General features: G+C 74.3%; 12 protein-coding genes. 11 read left to right on the forward strand and 1 reads right to left on the reverse strand.

Annotated features, from left to right (window positions below):
* The 9 genes from VR45_RS14835 to VR45_RS14875 form a co-directional block, all read left to right on the forward strand.
* Positions 1–2,537: ATP-binding protein (locus VR45_RS14835; RefSeq protein WP_045940218.1), on the forward strand; the 2,537-nt coding region annotated here is incomplete at its 5' end.
* Positions 2,538–2,883: 346 nt separating this feature from the next.
* Positions 2,884–3,519 (forward strand): response regulator, encoded by a 636-nt coding sequence (locus VR45_RS14840; protein WP_030396687.1) that lies wholly within the window; start codon positions 2,884–2,886, stop codon positions 3,517–3,519.
* 157 nt (positions 3,520–3,676) lie between these two features.
* Positions 3,677–6,370, forward strand: coding sequence for a DNA translocase FtsK (locus tag VR45_RS14845; protein WP_045940219.1), 2,694 nt, complete (start codon positions 3,677–3,679; stop codon positions 6,368–6,370).
* A gap of 327 nt (positions 6,371–6,697) precedes the next feature.
* Entirely contained in the window at positions 6,698–7,570 is an 873-nt protein-coding gene (locus VR45_RS14850; RefSeq protein ID WP_078896523.1) for a RodZ domain-containing protein, read from the forward strand.
* Between the two features lie 96 nt (positions 7,571–7,666).
* Positions 7,667–9,139 (forward strand): 30S ribosomal protein S12 methylthiotransferase RimO, encoded by a 1,473-nt coding sequence (gene rimO / locus VR45_RS14855; RefSeq protein WP_045940220.1) that lies wholly within the window; start codon positions 7,667–7,669, stop codon positions 9,137–9,139.
* Positions 9,136–9,774 carry a CDP-diacylglycerol--glycerol-3-phosphate 3-phosphatidyltransferase gene (pgsA, locus tag VR45_RS14860; RefSeq protein ID WP_030396683.1) on the forward strand — a complete coding sequence of 213 codons (639 nt, stop codon included), beginning with the start codon at positions 9,136–9,138 and terminating at the stop codon, positions 9,772–9,774. Before rimO ends, pgsA begins: the two co-directional genes overlap by 4 nt.
* 95 nt (positions 9,775–9,869) lie before the next feature.
* A complete protein-coding gene (locus VR45_RS14865; RefSeq protein ID WP_078896524.1) occupies positions 9,870–10,409 on the forward strand; it encodes a CinA family protein in 540 nt (179 codons plus the stop codon).
* 384 nt (positions 10,410–10,793) lie between these two features.
* Complete coding sequence (locus VR45_RS14870) at positions 10,794–11,162, forward strand: helix-turn-helix transcriptional regulator (RefSeq protein ID WP_045940221.1); 369 nt, start codon at positions 10,794–10,796, stop codon at positions 11,160–11,162.
* 124 nt (positions 11,163–11,286) lie between these two features.
* Positions 11,287–11,508 carry a hypothetical protein gene (locus tag VR45_RS14875; protein WP_107084189.1) on the forward strand — a complete coding sequence of 74 codons (222 nt, stop codon included), beginning with the start codon at positions 11,287–11,289 and terminating at the stop codon, positions 11,506–11,508.
* 194 nt (positions 11,509–11,702) lie between these two features.
* On the opposite strand, the gene VR45_RS14880 is transcribed toward VR45_RS14875, so the two are convergent.
* Positions 11,703–16,457 carry a DEAD/DEAH box helicase gene (locus VR45_RS14880; RefSeq protein WP_045940222.1) on the reverse strand — a complete coding sequence of 1,585 codons (4,755 nt, stop codon included), beginning with the start codon at positions 16,455–16,457 and terminating at the stop codon, positions 11,703–11,705.
* A 204-nt stretch (positions 16,458–16,661) separates the two neighbouring features.
* Here VR45_RS14880 and VR45_RS46915 point away from each other — a divergent pair, with 204 nt between their 5' ends.
* Together VR45_RS46915 and VR45_RS14890 are read left to right on the forward strand one after the other, a co-directional pair.
* The gene (locus VR45_RS46915) at positions 16,662–17,165 is read left to right on the forward strand and encodes a hypothetical protein (RefSeq protein WP_045940223.1); all 504 of its coding nucleotides are present in this window, start codon (positions 16,662–16,664) and stop codon (positions 17,163–17,165) included.
* Positions 17,166–17,184: 19 nt separating this feature from the next.
* Positions 17,185–18,351, forward strand: a complete 1,167-nt coding sequence (locus tag VR45_RS14890) for a S8 family serine peptidase (protein WP_052709088.1) — start codon at positions 17,185–17,187, stop codon at positions 18,349–18,351.
* Positions 18,352–18,398: the final 47 nt, after the last annotated feature.

The following is an 18,398-nucleotide window of genomic DNA, read 5'->3' on the forward strand; positions in this document are numbered from 1 at the left end:
CCAGCATCAACACCATGGTGGACCAGCTGTCGGCGTTCGCCGACGAGGTCACCCGGGTCGCCCGCGAGGTGGGTACCGACGGGCGGCTCGGCGGCCAGGCCCGGGTGCCGGGGGTGGACGGCACCTGGCAGGACCTCACCGAGTCCGTCAACGAGCTGGCGAACAACCTCACCCGGCAGGTGCGCGCGATCGCGCAGGTCGCCACCGCGGTGACCCGGGGCGACCTGTCGCTGCGGATCGACGTGGACGCCGCCGGTGAGCTCGACGAGCTCAAGGACAACATCAACCAGATGATCGCCAACCTGCGCGAGACCACCCGCACCAACCAGGAGCAGGACTGGCTGAAGACCAACCTGGCCCGGATCTCCGGTCTGCTGCAGGGCCGGCGCGATCTGGAGGCGGTGGCCTCGCTGATCATGACCGAGCTCACCCCGGTGGTCTCGGCCCAGCACGGCGCCTTCTTCCTCGCCCAGCCGGCCGGCCGCACCGCCGAGCTGATCACGGAGGACGACGACGAGAACGACACCGTGCTGCGGCTGATCGGCAGCTACGGGTACCAGCGCCGGGCGATGCCGACCACCTTCCACCCCGGTGAGTCGCTGATCGGCCAGGCCGCGGTGGAGAAGCGGGCGATCATCCTCAAGGAGGCGCCGCCCGGGTACCTGAAGATCGCCTCCGGTCTGGGCGAGGCCTCGCCGGCCCACATCGTGGTGCTGCCGGTGCTGTTCGAGGGCCGGCTGCTCGGGGTGATCGAGCTGGCCACCTTCAGCTCCTTCACCACCGTCGCGCTGGACTTCCTCAACCAGATCGCCGACCTCATCGGCGTCACCGTCAACACCATCAGCGTCAACACCAAGACCGAGGGCCTGCTGCTGGAGTCCCAGCGGCTGACCGCCGAACTCTCGATGCGGTCGGCGGAGTTGGAGGCGCGCCAGGAGGAACTGGAGCGCACCAACGAGGAGTTGCAGGAGAAGGCCGAGCAACTCGCGCAGCAGAACCGCGACATCGAGATCAAGAACAGCGAGATCGAGGAGGCGCGGCAGGTCCTGGAGGAGCGCGCCGAACAGCTCGCGCTGGCCTCCCGGTACAAGAGCGAGTTCCTCGCCAACATGTCGCACGAGCTGCGCACCCCGCTGAACTCGCTGCTGATCCTGGCCAAGCTGCTCTCCGACAACAACGAGGGCAACCTCTCGCCCAAGCAGGTCGAGTTCGCCGACACCATCCACGGTGCCGGGTCCGACCTGCTCCAGCTGATCAACGACATCCTCGACCTGTCCAAGGTGGAGGCGGGCAAGATGGACGTCCGGCCGGCCCGGATCGCCCTGGTCCAGCTGGTCGACTACGTCGAGGCGACGTTCCAGCCGGTCGCGCTGGACAAGAACCTGGAGTTCGAGGTGCGGGTCTCGCCGGCCCTGCCGGTCACCCTGCACACCGACGAGCAGCGGCTCCAGCAGGTGCTGCGCAACCTCATCTCCAACGCGGTGAAGTTCACCGACGCCGGGGCCGTGGACTTCTCGATCAGCCCGGCGGGCGGGGGCGTGCCGCAGCACGTGCGCGAGCAGCTGCTGGAGGCGGGCGCGATCGAGGGGCCGGACGATCCGCTGATCGCCTTCACCGTGTCGGACACCGGGATCGGCATCCCGGGCGACAAGCTGCGGGAGATCTTCGAGCCGTTCCGGCAGGCCGACGGCACCACCAGCCGCAAGTACGGCGGCACCGGTCTGGGGCTGTCGATCAGCCGGGAGATCGCCCGGCTGCTCGGCGGCGAGATCCACGCCGAGAGCGAGTTGGGCAAGGGCTCGACCTTCACCCTCTACCTGCCGCTGCGCACCGAGGCCCCGGGTGCCGGTGGCCAGGGGCCGAGCACGACCGCGCTGCGCGCCTCGGTCGGGGTGACCCCGGTCGGGACGCCGGTGCCGGTGGGGGAGAACCCGGCGGAGCACTGGGCGCAGGAGGTGCGCGAGCTGGTCGAGGTCCGCCGCCGGGGCGCGGTCGAGCGCCGCCGCGGCGCGGCCCTGGACGTGCCGTCCGCCGGGGGCCGGTCCACCCCGGCCCGGCCCGCCGGCCTCCGCCCGGCCGAGGGGCGGGCGGGCGAGGGGCGCACCCTGGAGACCGCTCCTGCGGTCCGGCCCGCCGGCCGCGGCGACATCCGGTTCGACGGCGAGCAGGTGCTGATCGTCGACGACGACGTGCGCAATGTGTTCGCCCTCACCAGCGTGCTGGAGCAGCACGGCCTGACCGTGCTGTACGCGGAGAACGGCCGTGAGGGCATCGAGATGCTGGAGCAGCACGAGAACGTGGCGCTGGTCCTGATGGACATCATGATGCCGGAGATGGACGGCTACGCGACCACCGAGGCGATCCGGCGGATGCCGCAGTTCGCGGGTCTGCCGATCATCGCGCTGACCGCCAAGGCGATGAAGGGCGACAAGGAGAAGTCCCTGGCGGCCGGTGCCACCGATCACATCACCAAGCCGGTGGAGACCGACCACCTGCTGTCGGTGATGCACGACTGGCTCACCCTCCGGAAGCCCTGACCCCGGGGTGTCCGGGGCCCACCGGGCCCCGGAGCAGGCCGAGTTCGGCCCGTTCGAATGGCGGGGGCGTGAATCCCGGAGTACGCTCCGGGGTTCACGCCGGTGGGTGGGCGGTTTGCTGGCGGGGAGGGTCGGGAACCGGGTAGGGTCACCGATCGTTGCGAACAGTGACCGAGTGACGACTCGCTGGTGAGCGTACGCCGGTGCACTGGCTGCGCACGCTCCGGATCCGGACGCGACGGAGCGGTGTGCCGGGCGAGGGGGTGCGGCTAGCATGACCGGGGTAGTGGTGGGCAGTACGCGGGTGCCTTCCCCAGGTAGGCAGGCGACAGGAGGGCGCGTCGTAATGCAGAAGGCGAAGATCCTCCTGGTCGACGACCGGCCGGAGAACCTCCTGGCACTGGAGGCGATCCTCTCGGCGCTGGACCAGACGCTGGTGCGGGCGGCCTCCGGCGAGGAGGCGCTCAAGGCGCTGCTCACCGACGATTTCGCGGTGATCCTGCTGGACGTTCAGATGCCGGGGATGGACGGTTTCGAGACCGCCGCCCACATCAAGCGCCGCGAGCGCACCCGGGACATCCCGATCATCTTCCTGACCGCGATCAACCACGGGCCGCACCACACCTTCCGCGGCTACGCGGCCGGCGCGGTCGACTACATCTCGAAGCCCTTCGACCCCTGGGTGCTGCGCGCCAAGGTCTCGGTCTTCGTCGATCTCTACATGAAGAACTGCCAGCTGAAGGAGCAGGCCGCGCTGCTGCGGCTGCAACTGGAGGCGACCGGCGCCGAGCCCGCCATCGGCGGCGCGCTGCTCGGCGAGCTGTCGGCCCGGCTGGCCGCCGTCGAGGAGCAGGCCGAGTCGCTGACCAAGCAGCTGGACGGCACCGAGGACGGCGGGGTGGCGGCCACCGCGGCGCACCTGGAGCGCAAGCTGACCGGACTCCGGCGGGCGTTGGACGCCCTGCGCCCCGGTACCGACTGAGGCACGTCCGGCCCGGCCCCGAAGGCGGCCGGCCGGCCCCTCGGTGCTCGCCCGTCCGGGTGAACCGGACCGGTGTGACGGTGTGTCTGCGACACGTCCGGGCACCCCGGACGGACGACGTGGGCACAGCTCGCATGCCCCGGTAGGCTGCTGACCCATGGCCACACGCACGCCCGGAAGCGCGGCACGCAACCCGAGTCCGGGACCGTCCAAGAAGGCCGCGGCGAAGGCTCCGGCCAAGCCGCCAGCGAAGAAGGCGGCCGCCAAGAAGGCGGCCCCGGCGAAGAAGACGGCGGCCAAGCAGGCCCCGCCGCCGCCCCCGCCCCGGCCGATACTCTTCCGGGCCGTGCGCGCCGTCTGGCTCGGTGCGGCGCACGGCATCGGAGCGGTCTTCCGCGGCTTCGGCGACGGCGCGAAGAACCTCGACCCGGCGCACCGCAAGGACGGCATCGGCCTGCTGCTGTTCGCGCTGGCCCTGGTGACCGCCGCCGGCACCTGGTTCAGCCCGCAGGGCTGGCTGGGCGAGGCGGCCACCAACGTGGTCTCCGGCCTGTTCGGCCGGCTCGATGCGCTGGTGCCCTTCCTGCTGGCCGCGGTGGCGGTCCGGCTGCTGCGCCACCCCGAGCTGCCGGAGGCCAACGGGCGGATCATGATCGGCCTGAGCACCCTGCTGGTCGGGGTGCTCGGCCTGGTCCACATCGGCTGCGGCGCGCCCGTGATGGGCAGTGGCGCGACCCGGATAAGGACCGCCGGCGGGATCATCGGCTGGGCCGCGTCCACCCCGATGATGGCCGCCGCCGGGCCGGCCCTCGCGGTGCCGCTGCTCCTGCTGCTCGCCTTCTTCGGCCTGCTGGTCACCACCGCCACCCCGGTCAACCGGATCCCGGAGCGGATCCGCGCGGCCGGCGTCCGGCTCGGGGTGGTCGAGGCCGGTCCGCAGGACACCGGGGCCGAGGGGCGCACGCCGGAGCGCGAGCTCTCCCACGAGCCGCCGGAGGACGCCGATCCCTCGGCGCTGCCCTTCACCGTGGACACCGACGGTGACGACCCGACGGACGAGGTGGCCGCCCGCCGGCGCCGCCGCAGGCGCAGGCCGGAGCCGGCCGAGGTGCCCGCCGACGAGCCGGACATGTTCTCCAAGGAGGCCCTGGACCCGTACGCCACCCGGGACATCGCGGCCGGCGCCGCCGCCGACCTGGACGGCGCGCTGGTCTACGGCGTGCCCGCCTCCTCGGCGGTGGCGGACATGATGCACCAGGTGCAGGACCGCACCGCCCCGCCGGAGGAGCCCGCCGTCCCGGCCGCCAGGACCGGCGGCGCCGGCCCCGGGGCCCCCGAGGAGCACGGCCCGGCACCGGCCCGGATGGAGCAGCTCCAACTCTCCGAGAGCCTCGGCTACGCGCTGCCCTCGCTCGACCTGCTGGAGCGCGGCGGCCCGGCCAAGGCCCGCAGCGCCCTCAACGACGAGGTGGTGGCCCAGCTCACCGGGACCTTCGGCGAGTTCAAGGTGGACGCCAGGGTGACCGGCTTCACCCGTGGCCCGACGGTCACCCGCTACGAGGTCGAGCTCGGCCCGGCCGTCAAGGTCGAGCGGATCACCGCGCTGGCCAAGAACATCGCCTACGCGGTGGCCAGCCCGGACGTGCGGATCATCAGCCCGATCCCGGGCAAGTCCGCGGTCGGCATCGAGATCCCGAACCGGGACCGGGAGATGGTCAACCTCGGCGACCTGCTGCGCTCGCGCACCGCGGCCGAGGACACCCACCCGATGGTGGTCGGCATGGGCAAGGACGTCGAGGGCCACACCGTGATGGCCAACCTCGCCAAGATGCCGCACATCCTGGTGGCCGGCGCGACCGGCGCGGGCAAGTCGTCCTGCATCAACTGCCTGATCACCTCGATCCTCGCCCGGGCCACCCCGGACGAGGTGCGGATGGTGCTGGTCGACCCCAAGCGGGTCGAGCTGACCGCCTACGAGGGCATCCCGCACCTCATCACGCCGATCATCACCAATCCGAAGAAGGCCGCCGAGGCCCTCCAGTGGGTGGTCCGCGAGATGGACCTGCGCTACGACGACCTCGCCGCCTTCGGTTTCCGCCATGTGGACGACTTCAACGCGGCGGTCCGGGCCGGCACCGTCACCCCGCCGCTCGGCAGCGAGCGCGAGCTGACCCCGTACCCGTACCTCCTGGTGATCGTCGACGAGCTGGCCGACCTGATGATGGTCGCGCCGCGCGACGTCGAGGACTCGGTGGTCCGGATCACCCAGCTCGCCCGCGCGGCCGGCATCCACCTGGTGCTGGCCACCCAGCGGCCCTCGGTGGACGTGGTCACCGGCCTGATCAAGGCCAATGTGCCGTCCCGGCTGGCCTTCGCCACCTCGGCGATGGCCGACTCCCGGGTCATCCTGGACCAGCCCGGTGCGGAGAAGCTGATCGGCAAGGGCGACGCGCTGTTCCTGCCGATGGGGGCGAGCAAGCCGATCCGGATGCAGGGCGCCTTCGTCACCGAGGCCGAGATCGCCGCGGTGGTGAAGCACTGCAAGGAGCAGTCCTCGGTCGCCTACCGCGCGGACGTGACGGTCGGCGGCGGGCCGAAGAAGGAGATCGACGAGGAGATCGGCGACGACCTGGAGCTGCTGATCCAGGCGGCCGAGCTGGTCGTCTCCACCCAGTTCGGCTCCACCTCGATGCTGCAGCGCAAGCTGAGGGTCGGTTTCGCCAAGGCCGGCCGGCTGATGGACCTGATGGAGTCGCGCGGCATCGTCGGGCCGAGCGAGGGTTCCAAGGCCCGCGACGTACTGGTGAAGCCGGACGAGCTGGACGGGGTGATCGTCTCCATCCGCGGCTGACGGCGCCGCGGCGGCCCGGGGGTGCGCCAGGGGATGCGCCCGGGGGTGTGATCGGGCCAGGGGGTGTGTTCACCCGTTCGGACCGGGGTAGGCGGCGGGTGCGGAACCGATCGGGTGCGGACGGCGTCCCACGGGCAACGGACGATGCGCCACCCCGGCACGGGGGTCCCGGAGACGGCGGCCCCCGCACCGACGGACAGTCAGTGCACGCCCGGCCCCCGGTGGGGGCGGGCGAGCGCATTCGGGCCTGTTCCGCTTGAGAAACGATCCGCTCGCGCCCCTAGACTGTTCCCCAGCAGGTGGCCAACCGCTCGAAAGGCGTGCACCGTGACCATCGGCAAGTCCCCCGACCGCGAGAACGCCCCGTCGTCCGCGCTGCCCTCCGGCACCGCGGAACAGGCGGCCGATGCGCCGAGCATCGGCCGGGTGCTGTCCGCCGCCCGGATCGACGCCGGGCTCACGGTGGATCAGGTGAGCAGTGCGACCCGCGTGCGGGTGCCGATCGTGCACGCCATCGAGGAGGACGACTTCGGTCGCTGCGGTGGTGACTTCTACGCCCGCGGCCACATCCGCGCGATCGCCCAGCTGGTCCGCGTCGACGGCGAGGCCCTGGTGGCCCGCTACGACGCCGCGCACGGCGGCTCCCCGGCCTCCAAGCGGCCCACCGAGCTGATCGAGAGCGGCCCGATCAAGGTCCCCGGCCGGGGCCGCCCGAACTGGACGGCGGCGATGGTCGCCGCGATCGTCGCGGTCGTCGGAGTGATCGGCTTCAACCTGGTGAGCGGCAAGTCCGGCACCGGCACCACCGGCTCCGCCAGCGCCCCGCTGCCCTCGGGCTCCGGCACCGGCTCGGTCGCCGCGGTGACCCCGGCGCCCACCCCGACGGTCCAGCCGCCCGCGCCGGCGCCCAGTGCCGCCGCGATCGCCGCCGCCCCGGCCGACAAGGTCACCGTGAAGCTGGTCGCCGAGAAGGACACCAGCTGGGTCTCGGCGGTGGACGGCACCGGGAAGTCGCTGTTCCAGAACAACATCGGTGAAGGTCAGGACCAGACCTTCACCGACCCCAAGCAGATCAAGCTGGTGATCGGCAACGCCGGCGCCGTGCACGTGTACGTCAACGGCAAGGACCTCGGTCCGGCGGGCAAGAACGGCCAGGTGGTGCACGTCACGTACACCCCCGGCGACCCGCAGGCGGGCTGATGGCGAGGGGCGTCCGACCGGTCGGGAACCCGGCCGGAGGTAACGCGTGGCCTCCGGGGCGAACGGCTTCGGCGGCCGCGCGTTAATCTTGGCCCTATGCCTGATCGCCGTACTGTCGCCCTTGTCACGCTCGGATGCGCCCGCAACGAGGTGGACTCCGAGGAACTCGCCGGGCGACTGGAGGCCGACGGCTGGTTGCTCGTGGACGACGCAGCCGAAGCCGACGTCGCCGTCGTCAACACCTGTGGCTTCGTCGAGGCCGCCAAGAAGGACTCCGTCGACGCCCTCCTGGAGGCCAACGACCTCAAGGGTCACGGCCGCACCCAGGCCGTCGTCGCGGTCGGCTGCATGGCCGAGCGCTACGGCAAGGAGCTGGCCGACGCGCTGCCCGAGGCCGACGGTGTGCTCGGCTTCGACGACTACTCGGACATCTCCGACCGTCTGCAGACCATCCTGTCCGGCGGCCACCACGCCCCGCACCTGCCGCGCGACCGCCGCAAGCTGCTCCCGCTGAGCCCCGTCGAGCGCCAGGCCGCCGCCGCCGAGGTGGCCGTGCCCGGTCACGGTGCCCCCGAGGACCTGCCGGACGGCCTCGCACCCGCCTCCGGTCCGCGCACCCTGCGCAAGCGCCTGGACGACAACCCGGTCGCCTCCGTCAAGCTCGCCTCCGGCTGCGACCGGCGCTGCTCGTTCTGCGCCATCCCGGCCTTCCGGGGCTCGTTCATCTCCCGCCGCCCCTCGGACGTGCTGCACGAGGCCCAGTGGCTCGCCGGGGAGGGCGTCCGCGAGGTCGTCCTGGTCAGCGAGAACAACACCTCGTACGGCAAGGACCTCGGCGACATCCGACTGCTGGAGACCCTGCTCGGCGAGGTCGCCTCGGTCGAGGGTGTGGAGCGGGTCCGGGTGTCCTACCTCCAGCCCGCCGAGATGCGTCCCGGGCTGATCGACGCCATGACCGGCACCGCGGACGTGGTGCCCTACTTCGACCTGTCGTTCCAGCACTCCGCGCCGGCCGTGCTGCGGCGGATGCGGCGCTTCGGCTCCACCGACCAGTTCCTGGAGCTGCTCGGCTCGATCCGCGGCAAGGCCCCGCAGGCCGGCGCCCGGTCCAACTTCATCGTCGGCTTCCCCGGCGAGACCGAGGCGGACTTCGCCGAGCTGGAGCGCTTCGTGACCCACGCCGGGCTGGACGCGATCGGCGTCTTCGGCTACTCGGACGAGGACGGTACCGAGGCGGCCGGCTACGACGGCAAGCTGCCGGAGGACGTGGTCGCCGACCGCCTGGCCCGGCTCACCCGGCTCGCCGAGGAGATGACCGCCCAGCGCGCCGAGCAGCGGATCGGCACCGAGGTCGAGGTGCTGGTCGAGTCGGTCGACGGGGACGTGGTCGAGGGCCGTGCCGCCCACCAGGCCCCCGAGACGGACGGCCTCACCACCCTGCTCGGGGTCGAGGACCCCGAGGTCGGGCAGTTCTACCGGGCCCGGGTCGTCGCCAGCGAGGGCGTCGACCTGGTCGCCGAGGCGCTGGAGCAGGTGCGGGTCCGCCGGGCGCCCGGAGTCGGGGCATGACCCAGGGGCCCGGCGCCCCGGCCGCGGCCCACCCGGGCAGACCGGCGGCCGTGGCGCCGCCGGCGCCGGGGATCTGGAACATCGCGAACGTGCTGACCATGGTCCGGCTGCTGCTGGTCCCGGTCTTCGTCACCCTGCTGTTCGCCGACGGCGGGCACGACCCCAAGTGGCGCTCGGTGGCCTGGGCCTCCTTCGCGGTCGCGATGATCACCGATCTGTTCGACGGCGAGCTGGCCCGGCGCAAGGGCCTGGTCACCGACTTCGGCAAGATCGCCGATCCGATCGCGGACAAGACGATCATGGGCGCGGCGCTGATCGGGCTCTCGGTGCTGGGGGACCTCCCCTGGTGGATCACCGTGGTGATCCTGGCCCGCGAGCTCGGCATCACGCTGATGCGGTTCTGGGTGATCCGCTTCGGCGTGATCCCGGCCAGCCGGGGCGGCAAGATCAAGACGCTCACCCAGGGCATCGCGGTCGGCATGTACGTGCTGGAGCTGGACGGCTGGCTGGCCACCGCCAGGGCCCTGCTGATGGGGGTCGCGGTACTGCTGACCGTCGGCACCGCGCTGGACTACGTGGGGCAGGCACTGCGCCTGCGCCGGGAGGGTCTGGCCGCGCGGCGCACGACCGGGTGAACCCGGTCGCGAAGCGGCCCCCCGACGGCCCTCCGGGCCCACAATGGCGGGTACTCCGGGGTGGGCCCGGGGGAGTGCGAGGGAGGGACGTCGGGATGAGCGGCGGAGCCGGGGCGGCTGATTCCGGGCCGGGGGACTTCGGGTCGGGGGACTTCGGGCTGGCCGAGCGGGTGCATGCCGGGCTGCGGGCGGAGGGCGGCACGGTGGCCGTCGCGGAGTCGCTGACCGGCGGACTGCTGGCGGCCGCGCTGGTGGACGTCCCGGGGGCCTCCGCGACCTTCCGGGGCTCGGTGACCGCGTACGCGACGGAGCTGAAGGCCTCGGTGCTCGGGGTCGACGAGGGACTGCTGGCGGTCCACGGCCCGGTCCACCCGGTGGTGGCCCGACAGATGGCCGAAGGCGTGCGGAAGCTGCTCGGCGCCACCTACGGGCTCGCGACCACCGGAGTGGCCGGCCCGGAGCCCCAGGACGGGCAGCCTGTCGGCACGGTACACCTCGCGGTGGCCGGCCCGGGGGGAAGTCTGGTCAGTTCGCCACGGTTGTCGGGGGAGCGTGCCACAATCCGTCACAGGGCGGTGACCGCCGCTCTGGAGCTGCTCGTCGGGCGGCTCCCGTCCGGTACGTCCACGCACTGAGCGTCGTCCGCACTGTCGTTACCGTGCCTCCGACCGTCCACGCACCACCTCCGACCCGGCTCCCGCCGACGGCCGCTCGCAGGATCTCCACCGAACCGAGATCCGCCGAACTGGCGTGCGGGCATCGGACAACTGCAGGATCGTGTTACATCGGAGGCCCTGGTTGGGCAGAAACCAGGTGGCGAACGAGTGGCGCGGCGGTGACCCGGTGCCGCCCGGAGGGTACGACGGGGTGCCCATCGGCCCGGGCGCGACACCGAAACAGGGGAGGGGACAGCCTTGCAGCCCAGAGTGAACACGACCATGGTCCCCGCACGCGAAGCGGGCAAGGCGGTACGGTGGGGGCGTGACATCTCGATCCGCAGTCCGAGGAGGGAGGCACCGATGATCCTGCTCCGTCGCCTACTGGGCGATGTACTGCGTCGGCAGCGCCAGCGCCAGGGCCGCACACTCCGCGAGGTGTCGGCGGCAGCCAGGGTTTCGCTCGGATACCTCTCCGAGGTCGAGCGGGGACAGAAGGAGGCCTCCTCGGAGCTGCTCTCCGCCATCTGCGACGCACTCGACGTCCGGATGTCCGAGGTCATGCGCGAGGTCAGCGACGAACTGTCGCTCGCCGAACTTGCGGCGATGGCCACCCTCTCCGAAGGTGAACTGCTGAGGCCGGTGCTCGAACCGGTACCGCTGCCGGCCCCCGGTGCCGACCGGGCGAACATGTCGCCCAAGGCCGCCGCGATGGACGTGGTCGCCGCCTGACCCGGCCTCGGAGCGGGCCGTCTGCGGCCCGGGTCGAGCGAAGGAGGCGGTCGTGCGGAATGCGGCGGCGATGCGTGCCGGGGCCCGAATACGGCTCCGGTGGGTGCGGTCCAGGCGGGTCCCGGTGGTGCTGGCTCTCCTGACGGTCCTGGCCGTCGGGTCCGGCTGGTGGCTGTCGACGGGTGCCGGACGGCTGCCCGACGGGGCGATGCTGGGACTGCTGGCGGCCGGAGGCTGGGGCCTCGGGCTGATCCCGGTCCATGCCGACCGGTGGTCCACCGGCCCCTCGCGGCGCCGGACGGCCGAGCCGATCGGACCAGCGGAGGCCGAGTCTCCGACCGGGTGAACAGAACGCGGACGAGGGCCGCGGGACTTCGAGTCCCGCGGCCCTCGTCGTGTGTCCGTGAGTGTCCGTTGACCGGGGCCCGGCGTTCCCCGGCCTCGGGCCGGGTGCTTTTCGGCCGCTTCCGGATGTTTTCCGGCCCCCTTGCGCCGGTGCCGCCGGTGCTGTCGGTACCGCAGGTGCCGCCGGTGCTCCGCTCAGGGGCGCAGCCGGAGACCGCGCGGGGTGGGGTGGAAGCCCGCCTCCTCCAGGGCGGCGCCGAGCGCGGAGCCGAGGGCGGGCTCGCCGTTGGCCCGCTCGACGGTCACGCTGCCCAGTGCCCCTGACCGGGCCGCCCCGGCCAGCGCGGCCGCCGCGGCGGCGAGTGTCGCCCCGTCCTCCGGCCAGGCCAGCAGGGACTTGCCGCCGCGCTCGACGTACAGGCACAGCTCGCCGTCGACCAGGACCACCAGGGCGCCGGCCTTACGGCCGGGCCGGTGCGCCTTGCCCGAGGTCTCGGCGGCCCCGGCGGGCGGCTCGGGCCAGGGCAGCGCGGCCCCGTAGGCGTTGGCCGGATCCGCGGCGGCCAGCACCAGCGCCTGCGGGGGCTCGGCGGCCGGGGCGGCCGGCCACTCCACGCCCCGGGCCCGCTCCAGCCGGCCGTTGACCGAGCGCAGCCGGTCGGCGGCGCCCTCCATGGCGAACTGGGCGCCGCCCAGCCCCTCGACGAAGTAGCCCCGGCGGGCCCGGCCGCGCTCCTCCATGGCGGAGAGCACCCGGTAGACCCCGGCGAAGCCGCCCGGGACCCGCTCGGCGACGACCGTGCCCCGGGTGAGCAGGCCGTGCCGGTCCAGCAGGCCCTGGGCCTGGGCGGTGGCCCGCAGGGTGGGGTCGGCGGTGAACGGGGGCAGCAGCGACCAGCGCCCGCCCACCGTCGGCGGGCCGCTGCGCAGGGCTCCGCCGAGTCTGCCCTGGGACCGGCCGGCGCCGCCGTAACGGCCGCGCGGGGTGGCCCGGGGCGCCCGGTGCGCGGTGGCGCCGGCCGTCCGCCCGGAGCCGAGCAGGGCCCGCAGCGGGGCCAGGGTGTCGTTGCTGACGTAGCCGGCCCAGACGAGGTCCCACAGGGCCTCGACGATCTCGGGCTCGGGCGTCTCCGGGAGGTGCGCGACCAGTTGGCGGAAGAACAGGCCGTAGCCGCCGGCCAGCGCCTCCAGCAGGGCGGTGTGCACCGGGGTGACGGTGGGCGGGACGGGCTCGGGCCGCAGCAGATGGGCGTTCTCGGCCAGGTGCAGGCTGATCCAGCCGTCCTTGCCGGGGAGCGCGCCCGCGCCGGCCCAGCCGATCTCGCCGGCCGCCGTCAGCTCGTCGAGCAGGCCGGGGGAGTAGTCGCTCAGCCGGGCCGGGAGGATCAGCTTCTCCAGCGCGGAGGCGGGCAGGGCGGCGCCCTGGAGCTGCTCGACCACCCGGAGCAGGCCGTCCGGTCCGCGCAGCCGGTGGCCGGCCAGGTGCTGCCACTGCGGCAGGAAGGCGGCCAGGGCGCGGGGCGGGACGGGCTCGACCTCCTGGCGCAGGGCCGCCAGCGAACGGCGGCGCAGTCGGCGCAGCACCTCGGCGTCGCACCACTCGACCGCACCGGTGTGCCCGTCGGCAGGGGCGGCCCGCAGTGCTTCCGGAGCGGGGTGGTGGGCGACGGTCGGGCGGAACTCGCCCTGGACCAGGCGGCCGGCGGCGGTGAGCCGGTGCAGGGTGCCGGTGACCACGGCGCTGCCGAGGCCGAAGCGGGCGGCGGCCTCGGCGGCGGTGAACGGGCCGTGGGTGCGGGCGTGCCGGGCGAGCAGGTCGCCGAGCGGGTCCTTGACCGGTTCGGTGAAGGCCTCCGGCACACCGACCGGGAGCGGGGTACCGAGGGCGTCGCGCAGCCGGCCGGCGTCCTCGACGGCGGACCAGCGCAGCTCGCCGGCGATCCGGACCTGGATCACCCGGCGGGCGGCCTCGAGTTCGAGGGCCAGGAGGGGTTCGGCGCCGCGGGCGGTCAGCTCGGCCTCGCTCAGCGGGCCGAGCAGGCGCAGCGCGTCGGCGACCCCCTCCGCGTCCTTGATCCGGCGCTCGGGGGTGAGCCGCTGGAGTTCGGCCTCCAGTTCGGCGAGGACCTCCGGGTCGAGCAGCTCCCGCAGCTCGGCCTGGCCGAGGAGTTCGGACAGCAGCCGGGAGTCGAGCGAGAGGGCGGCGGCGCGGCGCTCGGCGAGCGGGGAGTCGCCCTCGTAGAGGAACTGCGCGACATAGCCGAAGAGCAGTGAGCGGGCGAACGGGGAGGGCTCGGGGGTGGTGACCTCGACCAGGCGGACGGCCCGGGATTCGAGGTCGCCCATCAGCTCGACCAGGCCGGGGACGTCGAAGACGTCCTGGAGGCACTCGCGGACGGCCTCCAGGACGATCGGGAAGGAGCCGTACTCGGCGGCGACCTCCAGCAGCTGGGCGGCGCGCCGGCGCTGCTGCCAGAGCGGGGTGCGCTTGCCGGGGTTGCGGCGGGGGAGCAGCAGGGCGCGGCCGGCGCACTCGCGGAAGCGGGAGGCGAACAGGGCGGAGCCGCCGACCTGGTCGGTGACCAGCTGCTCGATCTCCTGCGGGTCGAACAGGGTGGCGTCGGCGCCGACCGGGGCGTCGTCGGTGACCGGTCCGGCGGCGGGGCCCGGTGCGGCGGCGGGGCCGCCGAAGTCGAAGTCGGGCGAGAGCAGGTCGGCGTCGGGCAGCCGGAGCACGATGCCGTCGTCCGCGTGCATGACCTGCGGGTCGAGGCCGTGCTTCTCGCGCAGCCGGGCGGCCAGGGCGAGCGCCCAGGGGGCGTGCACCTGGGCGCCGAACGGGGAGTGGACGACGATCCGCCAGTCCCCCAGCTCGTCGCGGAAGCGCTCGACCACGATGGTGCGGTCGTCGGGGAGGTGGCCGCAGGCGGCACGCTGCTCGGCGAGGTAGTCGAGCAGATTGGCGGCGGCCCAGTCGTCCAGACCGGCCCGCTTCAGCCGCTCGGTGGCGGCCGCCGGGTCGAGTGCGCCGAGCTCGCGGGTGAAGGCGCCGAGGGCGCGGCCGAGTTCGAGCGGGCGGCCGAGGGTGTCGCCCTTCCAGAACGGCAGCCGGCCGGGGATCCCGGGAGCGGGGGTGACCAGCACCTTGTCGTGGGTGATGTCCTCGATCCGCCAGGAGGTGGTGCCGAGGGTGAAGACGTCGCCGACCCGGGACTCGTAGACCATCTCCTCGTCGAGCTCGCCCACCCGGCGCCCGCCGGCGCCCTTCTTGTCGTCCGTGCCGGCGATGAAGACGCCGAACAGGCCCCGGTCGGGGATGGTGCCGCCGGAGGTGACGGCGAGCCGCTGGGCGCCGGGGCGGCCGGTGACGGTGCCGGCCACCCGGTCCCAGACCAGGCGGGGGCGCAGCTCGGCGAAGGCGTCGGAGGGGTAGCGGCCGGCCAGCATGTCGAGCACCGCGTCGAAGGCGGACTGCGGCAGGGTCGCGAACGGCGCGGCCCGGCGGACCAGGGCGAGCAGCTCGTCGACCTGCCAGGTGTCCATCCCGGTCATCGCGACCAGCTGTTGCGCGAGGACGTCGAGCGGGTTGCGCGGGATGCGCAGCGCCTCGATCCGGCCGGCCCGCATCCGCTCGGTGACCACGGCGGACTGGACGAGGTCGCCCCGGTACTTGGGGAAGACGACACCGGTGGAGACGGCGCCGACCTGGTGGCCGGCCCGCCCGACCCGCTGGAGGCCGGAGGCGACCGAGGGCGGGGACTCGACCTGGACCACCAGCTCGACGGCGCCCATGTCGATGCCCAGCTCCAGGCTGGAGGTGGCGACCACGGCGGGCAGCCGCCCGGCCTTGAGCTCCTCCTCGACCAGGGCGCGTTGCTCCTTGGAGACCGAGCCGTGGTGGGCCCGGGCGATCACCGGCGGGGCGCCGCGGGCGGCGCCGGAGCCGCCCATCAGCAGGGCGGGGGAGTGCGCCTCCGGCGGCGGGGTGCCGCCGGCCCGCTCCAGGGCGATCTCGTTCAGCCGGTTGCAGAGCCGCTCGGCGAGACGGCGGGAGTTGGCGAAGACGATGGTCGAGCGGTGGGCCTGGACGAGGTCGACGATGCGCTCCTCGACGTGCGGCCAGATGGACGCCTTCCGCTGCGGGTCCTCGCCACTGGCGGCGCCGGTCGCGGGGGCGGCGGGCAGGTCGTCGAGGTCGGGGACGGGGACCACCACGGAGAGGTCGAACTCCTTGGTGGCGGGCGGTTGGACCACCTCGGCGCCGCGCCCGGGGCTGAGGAAGCGGGCCACCTCCTCGACCGGGCGGACGGTGGCGGACAGGCCGATCCGGCGGGCCGGGCGGTCGAGCAGCTCGTCCAGCCGCTCCAGGGAGAGGGCGAGATGGGCGCCGCGCTTGGTGCCGGCGACGGCGTGCACCTCGTCCAGGATCACCGTGTCCACGCCGCGCAGGGCCTCCCGGGCGGCGGAGGTGAGCAGCAGGAAGAGCGACTCGGGGGTGGTGATGAGGATGTCCGGCGGGTGGGTGGCGAAGCGCCGGCGGTCGGCGGCCGGGGTGTCGCCGGAGCGGATGCCGACCTGCACCTCCGGCTCGGGCAGGCCGAGCCGGACGGCGGCCTGGCGCAGGCCGGCCAGTGGGGCGCGGAGGTTGCGCTCGACGTCCACCGCGAGGGCCTTGAGCGGGGAGATGTAGAGGACCCGGCAGCGGCGGCCGGGCTCGGCCGGGGGCGGGGTGCTGCTGAGCCGGTCCAGCGCGGACAGGAAGGCCGCGAGGGTCTTGCCGGAGCCGGTGGGGGCGACCACGAGCACGTCGGTGTCCCGGCCGATGGCGCGCCAGGCCTCGGCCTGGGCGGCGGTCGGCGCGGAGAAGGCGCCCGTGAACCAGGCCCGGGTGGCCGGGGCGAAGCCGGCCAGCGGGTCGGCCGGGGGCGGGGTCGGGTGCTCGGTCGCCATGCCCCCATGGTGCCGGGTGGCACTGACAACGCGGGCCGGGCGGTGGGCGGGCCGGTGGCCGTTCGGGGCAATCGGGAAGGCGAGTCGGACAAACGGACCATATGGTGATGATTCATACCACCGTGATGCTCCTGTGATGATCAGCCCTCCGGTGGCCGGCCGGCTCCGGCGCGGCCGCCGGGACCGACGAGCGGAGACCGTGCCATGGCGCAGGCGGACCCGTCCGGCCGCGGCGGTCCTCTCCCGGTCCCCGGTCTCCTCCCGGTCCCCGGCGTCGGCCCGGTCCCCGTGCCCGTCCGGGCGGCCGGTCCCGGCAGGCCGGTCCGGCGCCGCTCCCGCGGGCCGCTCCGGGTCCTGCTCGCGATGCTGCTGACCGCGCTGGTCGTCGGTGGCGCCGTGCCCTACGTCGCCGGGCCGGGCCGCTCCTACCTCGGCTACCTGGTGCTCGCCGAGCGGGCCGACGCCGACGGGGCCGCGCACGCGGCCGCCGAGGCCAGGGCGGCCGGGGGGCAGGTGGTCCAGGAGTACCCGCAGATCGGGGTGGTGCTCGCGTACGCCGGCGGGGGCTTCGCGGAGAAGGTGCGGGGCCGGCCCGGGGTGGCCGCGGTCGGCGCCAGTCGCACCTCGCCGGTGCCCGGGCCGCCCCGCCCGCTGGACGGCGCCGGCGACTTCCGGGCCGGGACGGACGACGGACCCGGCGGCCGGTGACCGGGCCGGCGGCGACCGGGTGCTGCCCGGACGCGCTGCCAACGGGAGCGGCGTCCGCGGCGTCCGTGGCGGCGGTGGGGACGGTGGGGACGGTGGGGACGATGCCACCGCCACCGTCCCGGACCCGGGCGAGCAGGACGCCTGGAACCTCGCGCTGCTCGGCGCCGCCCCCGCCGCCGCCACCGACGCCACCCCCAACCTGCTGCGCGGCACCGGCGCCCCGGCCGCCGACGCCCTGCGCAAGGTGCTGGTCGCCGTCCTCGACTCCGGTGTCGACGACACCCACCCCGATCTGCGCGCCGCCGTCGACCCGAGGAGCTCCGCCTCCTGCGCCGACGGCCGCCCCGACGCCAGGACCGGCTCCTGGCGCCCCGACGCCGGGGTCGGCGAGAGCGGCCACGGCACCCATGTCGCCGGGATCGTCGGCGCGGCCAGGGACGGCCGCGGCGTCAGCGGGGTCGCGCCCGGCGTGCGGATCGCCGCCGTCCGGCTGCTCGGTCCGCTCGGCCAGTACTACGCCGAGAACATCGTCTGCGGCATGCTCTGGGCCGCCGACCACGGTGCCAGGGCGATCAACAACAGCTACTTCGCCGACCCGTGGAAGTACAACTGCCCCGAGGACCCCGACCAGGCCGCGCTGACCGCCGCCGTCGGCCGGGCCGTCGAGTACGCCCGGGGGAAGGGCGCGGTGGTGGTCGCCTCGGCGGGCAACGACGCGCAGGACCTCGGCGCGCCCCGCACCGACGAGCGCAGCCCCAACGACCGCACGACCGGCCCGCCGCAGTCCCGCCACGTCGGCCCCGAGTGCGTCCGGCTGCCCGGTGAACTGCCCGGCGTGGTCACGGTGACCGCCGTCGACCGGGACGGCCGCCCGTCCGCGTACACCAACCACGGGCGCGGCCACGTCTCGCTGGCCGCCCCCGGCGGGGATCCGGACGGCGGCGCCCGGGGGGCGGTGGTCTCCGACTGGCCCGGCGGCCGGTACGCCGCCCTGGCCGGCACCTCGATGGCCGCCGCGCACGTCACCGGCGCGGTCGCGGTGGCCGCGGCGCTGCACCCGGACTGGGGCTCCGATCGGCTGGCCGCCCTGCTCGCCGCGGACGCGGCGGCCGCCTGCCCGCCCGGGCCGCACGTCTGCGGCGACCACGAGTACTACGGCGCCGGGGCCCTGGTGCTGCCGCACTGAGCCGCGGCCGCGCCGGGGTGGTGCGGGGACGGAGGGCCGCGGAAAAC

This window comes from Streptomyces sp. NRRL S-495 (assembly GCF_000966955.1).
Lineage (GTDB): Bacteria > Actinomycetota > Actinomycetes > Streptomycetales > Streptomycetaceae > Kitasatospora > Kitasatospora purpeofusca.

Coding starts and splice junctions, on each gene's coding strand:
- pgsA (WP_030396683.1), top strand. CDS start 9,136: ATGACCCAGGGGCCCGGCGCCCCGGCCGCGGCCCACCCGGGCAGACCG.
- VR45_RS14880 (WP_045940222.1), bottom strand. CDS start 16,457: ATGGCGACCGAGCACCCGACCCCGCCCCCGGCCGACCCGCTGGCCGGC.
- VR45_RS46915 (WP_045940223.1), top strand. CDS start 16,662: ATGGCGCAGGCGGACCCGTCCGGCCGCGGCGGTCCTCTCCCGGTCCCC.
- rimO (WP_045940220.1), top strand. CDS start 7,667: ATGCCTGATCGCCGTACTGTCGCCCTTGTCACGCTCGGATGCGCCCGC.
- VR45_RS14870 (WP_045940221.1), top strand. CDS start 10,794: ATGATCCTGCTCCGTCGCCTACTGGGCGATGTACTGCGTCGGCAGCGC.
- VR45_RS14865 (WP_078896524.1), top strand. CDS start 9,870: ATGAGCGGCGGAGCCGGGGCGGCTGATTCCGGGCCGGGGGACTTCGGG.
- VR45_RS14840 (WP_030396687.1), top strand. CDS start 2,884: ATGCAGAAGGCGAAGATCCTCCTGGTCGACGACCGGCCGGAGAACCTC.
- VR45_RS14845 (WP_045940219.1), top strand. CDS start 3,677: ATGGCCACACGCACGCCCGGAAGCGCGGCACGCAACCCGAGTCCGGGA.